This window comes from Clavibacter sp. GW821-FHT01D01 (assembly GCF_059422605.1).
The window spans coordinates 232,434-239,487 of record NZ_JBWKXC010000005.1; the positions used below are offsets into that span (position 1 = coordinate 232,434).

Genomic DNA, 7,054 nt, shown 5'->3' on the forward strand with positions numbered 1-7,054 from the left:
GGGCCTGGACCCGGTCCGGACAGCACGACCGACCGTGAGGACCACCGTGACCGATCCGACTCCGGCGCACGCCCGGCTCGCCGACGCCATGATCACCCTGTCCGAGCGGATCGACGTCTCGGTCGACCCGAGCTGGGACGGCCTGACCGGCGTGCAGATCCTCATCCTCCGCCGGCTCGACGGCGCGGAGCGCATGGACCGGGCCTCGCTCGCGCTCGACACGCGCACGGCCCGCGCCGCGACGGTGCCCAGCCTCGCCTCGCTCATGCACAAGGGCTTCGTGCAGGAGTCCGAGGACGAGTCCGGGTCGTACCTGCACTTCACCGAGGCGGGCCGCGGGCTCCTGCTGCGGGTCCGCGCGGCGCGTGCGGACTGGCTCGAGCGGGCGGCCCGGGAGGCCCGCCCGCCGGTGCGCGCCGACGACCTCCTCCGCGTCGCGGCGCTGCTCGACCACCTCTCCCAGGCGGAGCTCGACTGAGCCCGCCGTCCGGCCCCGACCGCCCCGCCGCCGACCCTCTTAGAGAGCTGATCGGTCGGCTGCGCGCGGCCGGGTGCGTGTTCGCCGAGGAGGAGGCGGACCTGCTCCGCGCCGAGGCCCGGGACCGCCACCCGGCGGACGGGGCCGACGCTGCGCGCGCGGCGGCGCTCGAGCGGATGACGACGGCGCGCGTCGCCGGCGAGCCCCTCGAGACCGTGCTCGGCTGGGCCGCCTTCGCGGGGCGCCGCATCGTCGTCCGGCCCGGCGTCTTCGTGCCGCGGCGCCGCACCGAGCGGCTGGCGCGCATCGCCGTCGCGCGGGCACGAGCGGCTCCGCGTCCGGTCGTGGTGGACCTGTGCTGCGGCTCCGGGGCCATCGCCGCCGTGATCGCCGACGAGGTGCCGGGCGTCGAGCTCCACGCCGCCGACGTCGACCCCCGCGCCGTCGCGTGCGCGGCCGAGAACCTCGTGCCGCGCGGGGCCGCCGTGCACCGGGGCGACCTCATGGCGGCGCTGCCGGGAGAGCTGCGCGGGCGGATCCACGTGCTCGTCGCCAACGTGCCCTACGTGCCGCGCGCGGGGCTCGCGCTCATGCCTCCCGAGGCCCGCCTGCACGAGCCGGCGGCGACGCGCGACGGCGGCGAGGACGGGCTCGACGTGCTGCGGCGCGTCGCCGCCGAGGGCGGCGCGTGGCTCGCACCCGGGGGAGTCCTCCTCCTGGAGGTGTCGGATGCGCAGGCCACCGCCGCCGTGGAGGCCCTACGCGCGGCCGGCCTCGTGGCCCGGGCGGAGGCGGGCGGAGGAGACGCCGACCACGGCGGAGCGGTGTCGGACGCGGCGGCCGGCGGCGAGGACGAGGACGAGGACGAGGACGACGGGACCGTCGTCGTCTCGGGGCGGCGCGCGGGCTGAGCCGGCCGGCGCCCGCGGCGATGCGGAGACGCGGCGCCACGCGAGGCGGCACCGGATCGCCGCGCCCGCTCCACCGGGACCCCCGCGGCGTTTTCGTTGCCAAACACAACAAAGGTTTTCGAATACCTTGCCCCCTGTTGGGGAGGGTGCGAGCGTCGAGGGCATCCGACATCGACGTCGGACCACATGGAAGGTGTTCGACGATGAGCATTCCCCGCACCACGCCGTCCGCGCTCGCGGACGTGAGCCCTCCCCGACCGGACGGCCGCCGGCCCGCCCGCCGCCGCGGGCTCGCCGCCCTCACCGCCCTCGGCCTCGCCGTGGCCGCCGGCGCCCTCGCCACCCCCGCCGCCCAGGCCGTCGACGCCGCCCCCGCCGGCATCGGCTCCGGCTTCGAGGGCGGCACGGACGGCTGGTCGCCGCGCGGCGACGGCGTCCGCATCTCGCCCAGCGCGATCGCCCACACCGGATCCGGCAGCCTCCTCGTCGCGGACCGCACGCAGGAGTGGCACGGCGCCGCACTCGACGTGACCTCGGCGCTGGCCGTCGGCCAGCAGGTGGAGGTCACCGTCTGGGCGCGCCTCGCCGCGGGCGAGGAGCCCGCGTCGCTCAAGGTGTCCGTGCAGCGCGACACCGGCGGCGGCAGCGGCTACGACGGCGTCGCCGGAGCCGCGGCGCGCGTCACCGCCGACGCCTGGACGGAGCTCACGGGCACGTACACGCTCGGCGGTCCCGTCGACAAGGCGCAGGTCTACGTGGAGGGGACGGTCGGCACCGACTTCCTGCTCGACGACTTCCAGCTCGGCGACGCCGTGGAGACGCCCGTGCAGACGGACATCCCCGCCCTCCGGGACGTCCTCGGCGCCCGCGGCATCGAGCACGTCGGCGTCGCCATCGACGGACGCGAGACGGTCGGCGCGGGAGCGGACCTCGTGAGCCGCCAGTTCGACGCGTTCACCCCGGAGAACGCCGGCAAGCCCGAGAGCGTGCAGCCCGTCGAGGGGCAGTTCACCTTCACGCAGCTCGACCAGCTGCTCGACTTCGCCGACCGCACCGGGACCGACGTCTACTACCACGTGCTGTTCTGGCACTCGCAGACGCCCGCCTGGTTCTTCCTCGACGGCGACCGCCCCCTCACCGACAGCCCCGCTGACCAGGCGCTGCTGAAGGCCCGCATGGAGGCGCACGTCACGGGCATCGCGGACCACATCGCGGCCCGCTACCCCGACGGCGACAGCCCCATCTGGGCCATGGACGTCGTCAACGAGGTCATCGCCGACGGCCCCAACGACAACGCGCACGACATGCGCGACAGCCGCTGGTACCAGGTGCTGGGGGAGGGCTTCGTCGACGAGGGCTTCCGCCTCGCGCGCGCCCACTTCCCGGGCGTGGAGCTGTTCATCAACGACTACAACACCGAGCTGCCGACGAAGCGCGCCGACTACCTCGAGCTGGTCTCCGCCCTCGTCGCCCGCGGCGTGCCGATCGACGGGGTGGGCCACCAGGCGCACGTCGACTTCGCCCGGCCCGTGTCGTGGCTGCGCGACTCCATCCGTGCCGTCGAGCGCATCGACACCCGCCTCCTCCAGGCCATCACCGAGCTCGACGTGAACGCGTCGAACCAGAACGAGGGCGCGGACGTCAGCGGCGCACCCCAGGATCCGTACACGCCCGTCTACGACGACGACGCGCAGGCCGGAGCCGAGGTCGGCTACTACTACCGCGACCTGTTCCAGATGATCCGCCAGCAGTCGTCGTCCATCGACTCGATCACCTTCTGGGGCGTGAGCAACGCCCGCAGCTGGCTGCGCACGTGGCCCATCGCGCGTCCCTGGGAGCAGCCGCTGCCGTTCGACGACGACCTGCAGGCGGCTCCCGCCTACTGGGGCATCGTGGACGCGCGGAAGCTGCCGGCCCGTCCGGCGGACCTGTCCGCCCCGCGCATCGCGGACGTCGACGACATCACCGCGGTCGCCACGAAGGCGACCGGCGTCCGCGTGCCCTACGCGCTGCCGTCGGCCATCGACACGCGCGACGGGAACGTGCGGGTGGTGTGCGCGCCGCCCCGCAGCGGCGTCTTCCCCGTCGGCACGACGACCGTGTCCTGCACCGCGAAGGACCGCGCCGGGAACGTCCGGACGACCACCTTCGACGTGATCGTGACCCGCGCCGGCTCGTGATGCGCTGATCCGCTCCGTCGCGGCCCCCGTCCCCCTCGCGAGGCGGGGGCCGCGTCGCGCCCGGGCTAGGGTCGGGACACCGCGGGGCGCGCCGGGTCCGCACCGGACGGCGGGCGTCCTCGAGCGGAGAGGAGACAGCATGACCGGGCAGATCGCCGTCACCGGCGTCACGGGCGCCATCGGGGGCCAGGTCGCCCGCCGCCTGGCCGACGCGGGGCTCGCCCTGCGCCTGATCGCGCGCACGCCGGCCCGGGCGCCGAGGCTCCCGGGGGCGACCGTCCACGAGGCGTCGTACGGGGACCGCGGCGCGTCGCTCGCCGCGCTGCGCGGCGTGGAGACGCTGCTCATGGTCTCGGCGGCGGAGGACGAGCACCGGCTCGACCAGCACCGCGCGTTCGTGGACGCGGCCGCGGAGGCGGGCGTCCGGCACGTGGTCTACACGTCGTTCGCCGGCGCGGCACCGGACGCGACCTTCACGCTGGCGCGCGACCACCACGCGACCGAGGAGCGGATCCGCGCCTCCGGGATGCGCTGGACCCTCCTGCGCGACGCCTTCTACCTCGACTTCATCAGCGCGCTCGTGGGCGACGACGGCGTGATCCGCGGGCCCGCCGGCGCGGGGCGCGTCGCCGCCGTGACCCGGTCGGACGTCGCCGAGGTCGCCGCCGCGGTGCTCCGGGACCCCGACGCGCACCGCGACGTCACCTACGACCTGACCGGCCCCGAGGCGCTCTCCCTCGCCGAGGTCGCGGCGACCCTCACGGCGCACGGCGACCGCCCCGTCGCCTACCGGGACGAGAGCCTCGCGGAGGCGTACGCCTCCCGGGAGCGCTGGGGCGCGCCGCGCTGGCAGGTGGACGCGTGGGTCAGCACCTACACGGCGATGGCCGCGGGGGAGATGGCGCACGTGAGCGGCGACGTGGAGCGCGTGCTCGGCCGCCCGCCCGTGGGGCTCGACGCGTTCCTCGCGGCGTCGACCGGGTAGCCGCGGACCGCTAGCCGAGCGCGCCGACGGAGCTGCTGGCGCGGACGATGAGCCGCGGCGACAGCGTGACCGTCTGGTGGGCGTGCACGTGGTCGCCGGACGTCCCGATCTCCTCCGCCAGCAGGCGCATGGCCCGGTGGCCCATCTCGACGCCGGGCTGCCCCACCGTCGAGAGCGGCAGGAGCGTGCTGTCCGCGAAGTGGTTGTCGTCGTAGCCGACGATCGCGATGTCCTCCGGGACGCGGACGCCCTCGACGACGAGCGACTGCACGATGCCGGCCGCCAGGGCGTCGGAGGCGGAGACGATCCCGTCCGGACGCGATCGCGCGTCCCGCCCCGCCAGCTCCCGACCCACGGCGATCCCCGGGGGCACCGTCAGCTTGGGGGTCGTGATGAGCTCCAGCGTCACGCCCGACGCGGCGCGGACCGCGCGGGAGGCGCCCTCGAAGCGGTCGCGGACCGCGGTCAGGCTGAAGGGACCCCCGATGAAGGCGAGGCGCGTCCTGCCCTGCTCGATGAGGTGCCGCGCCGACAGCTCGCCCCCGAGGACCTCGTCGACGACCACGCCGCAGCTCTCGCCCTCGACGCCCGGCCAGTTCACGTAGACGACCTGCGTCCCGCGTCGGCGGAGCGCCCGCACCTCGTCCAGGGGGCCGTCGAAGGGCGCGAGGACGATGCCGGCCGCGCGCGCCTGCTCGAACAGCTCCAGGTGCGCCGTCTGCTTCCCGAGGTCGACGTCCGAGTTCGCGAGCAGGACGCGGCGCCCTCCGGCGTCCGCCTCCTGCTCGATGCCGCGGGAGATGTCGAGGAAGTAGGAGTTGCCGAGGTCCACCGCGATGAAGCCGATCGCCGTCCCGCGGCCGACCGCCAGGCTGCGGGCCGTGCTGTTGGGGACGAACCCCAGGGTGGAGATGGCGTCGAGCACCTTCTCCCGCGTGCTCGCCCGCACCGCGGCGGGACTGTTGAGGACGTTCGAGACCGTGCCGATGGAGACGCCGGCGAGCTTCGCGACGTCCGACATGAGCGGTGCCCGGCGCGGGGGAGTCGAGGAGGAGACCGTCATGGTGCGACCGAGCGTACCGCCCCGGACGGCGCACGCCCCTTGACATCGCGATCTGGGCGTGTCTTACTTTGAAGCGCTTCAACTTCTGGAGCGTCCAGCCATTCAAGGAGGAATGTTGCTCAAGTCAGCTCGTCGGGCTGCTGCGGTCACCGCAGCGGGCGTGACCATCTTGGCCTTGTCCGCGTGCGCCGGCGGCGGCGGGGGCGCTGCCCCCACGGAGTTCACCGTCCTCGGGAACGTCGAGAACGAGGTCGTCCCTCGAACGCTTCAAACGTTGGCGGAGGGCGCGTGCGCCACCGAGCAGGCGGCCATGCCGTTGAAGGTCGACACCGTGCCCCAGACCAACCTCAACCAGCAGGTCCAGCTCCTCGCCGGCCAGGGCGGCCTCCCCGTCATGTACGCCGTCGACACCAGCGAGCTCACCCTGCAGCTGAAGGAGGCCGGCAGCGGCGCCGACCTCAGCACCCTCTTCGACGACCTGGGCGTCTCCGACAGCATCGAGCCCGCGGCCCGCTCCACCGTCGAGTCCCTCTACGACGGCGACTTCGTGGTGCTCCCCACCGAGTACAACATCGAGGGCGTCTGGTACAACGAGGCGCAGTTCGACGAGCAGGGGATCGCGGTCCCCACGAGCTGGGACGAGCTCGTCGAGGCCGCCGCCACCTTCGCGGACGCCGGCGTCGTGCCGTTCTCCGCCAGCGGCGAGCAGGGCTGGCCCCTCACGCGCCTCATCGGCAACTACATCGAGCGCGACCTCGGCCCGGACGCGCTGCAGAAGGTGAAGGACGGCGACGCCGAGCTGACCGACCCCGAGTACGTGGCGGCCGCGCAGGAGGTCGCCGACCTCGGCGCCGCCGGCTACTTCGGCCAGGGCGTCGGCTCCATCGACTACGACACCTCCATCAACCAGTTCCTCAACGGCAGCTCGCCCATGATCTACATGGGCAGCTGGATCCTCAGCAGCATCGGGGACCCGGAGCTGAACGAGATCGGCGAGGAGAACATCGGCTTCATGCCGTTCCCCGACGTCGACGGCGGGTCCGGCGACAGCAGCCAGCTCGTCGCCAACGTGGGCCTGCCCTTCACCATCAACGAGTCCGCGCTCAACGACGACAGCCGCGCCTGGGTGAAGTGCATCACCGAGAACTACGGCACGGTCGCCCTGCAGGACAGCAGCCGCATCTCCGGCTTCACCGTCGACGGCGACGTCGAGACCTCGCCGCTGACCACCGAGGTGCGCGACCTCATCTCCTCCACGGACACCACCGTCCCGTGGTTCGAGGCGTACTTCTCCGCGCAGGCCACGACGACCTCGCAGCAGAACGCCGCGCAGCTCGTGACCGGCGCCATCACCGCCGAGGAGTTCATGACCCTCGTCCAGGGCGACCTGGACTGATCGACCCCGGGGGGGGGGGGGGGGGGGGGGGGGGGGGGGGG

6 protein-coding genes are annotated in these 7,054 nt (G+C 74.1%); 5 read left to right on the plus strand and 1 reads right to left on the minus strand.

The genetic code is table 11. The features are described 5' to 3' along the window. Positions 1-46: 46 nt before the first annotated feature. The 4 genes from AC07VC_RS09365 to AC07VC_RS09380 all read left to right on the plus strand — a co-directional run bounded on the left by AC07VC_RS09365 (position 47) and on the right by AC07VC_RS09380 (position 4,554). On the plus strand, positions 47-478 hold the full coding sequence (locus AC07VC_RS09365; RefSeq protein WP_494675876.1) for a winged helix DNA-binding protein: 432 nt from the start codon (positions 47-49) through the stop codon (positions 476-478). Positions 479-555: 77 nt separating this feature from the next. Beyond that, positions 556-1,389 carry a putative protein N(5)-glutamine methyltransferase gene (locus AC07VC_RS09370; RefSeq protein ID WP_494675877.1) on the plus strand — a complete coding sequence of 278 codons (834 nt, stop codon included), beginning with the start codon at positions 556-558 and terminating at the stop codon, positions 1,387-1,389. Between the two features lie 203 nt (positions 1,390-1,592). Beyond that, entirely contained in the window at positions 1,593-3,569 is a 1,977-nt protein-coding gene (locus tag AC07VC_RS09375) for an endo-1,4-beta-xylanase (RefSeq protein WP_494675878.1), read from the plus strand. 139 nt (positions 3,570-3,708) lie between these two features. Beyond that, complete coding sequence (locus AC07VC_RS09380; RefSeq protein ID WP_317230136.1) at positions 3,709-4,554, plus strand: SDR family oxidoreductase; 846 nt, start codon at positions 3,709-3,711, stop codon at positions 4,552-4,554. Positions 4,555-4,564: 10 nt separating this feature from the next. On the opposite strand, the gene AC07VC_RS09385 is transcribed toward AC07VC_RS09380, so the two are convergent. Then, complete coding sequence (locus AC07VC_RS09385; RefSeq protein ID WP_317230135.1) at positions 4,565-5,617, minus strand: LacI family DNA-binding transcriptional regulator; 1,053 nt, start codon at positions 5,615-5,617, stop codon at positions 4,565-4,567. 310 nt (positions 5,618-5,927) lie between these two features. Between AC07VC_RS09385 and AC07VC_RS09390 the strand changes: the two genes are divergently transcribed. Beyond that, complete coding sequence (locus tag AC07VC_RS09390; protein ID WP_317230134.1) at positions 5,928-7,013, plus strand: ABC transporter substrate-binding protein; 1,086 nt, start codon at positions 5,928-5,930, stop codon at positions 7,011-7,013. The last annotated feature ends 41 nt before the right edge of the window (positions 7,014-7,054 follow it).

Coding starts and splice junctions, on each gene's coding strand:
- AC07VC_RS09380 (WP_317230136.1), top strand. CDS start 3,709: ATGACCGGGCAGATCGCCGTCACCGGCGTCACGGGCGCCATCGGGGGC.
- AC07VC_RS09375 (WP_494675878.1), top strand. CDS start 1,593: ATGAGCATTCCCCGCACCACGCCGTCCGCGCTCGCGGACGTGAGCCCT.
- AC07VC_RS09385 (WP_317230135.1), bottom strand. CDS start 5,617: ATGACGGTCTCCTCCTCGACTCCCCCGCGCCGGGCACCGCTCATGTCG.
- AC07VC_RS09390 (WP_317230134.1), top strand. CDS start 5,928: ATGCCGTTGAAGGTCGACACCGTGCCCCAGACCAACCTCAACCAGCAG.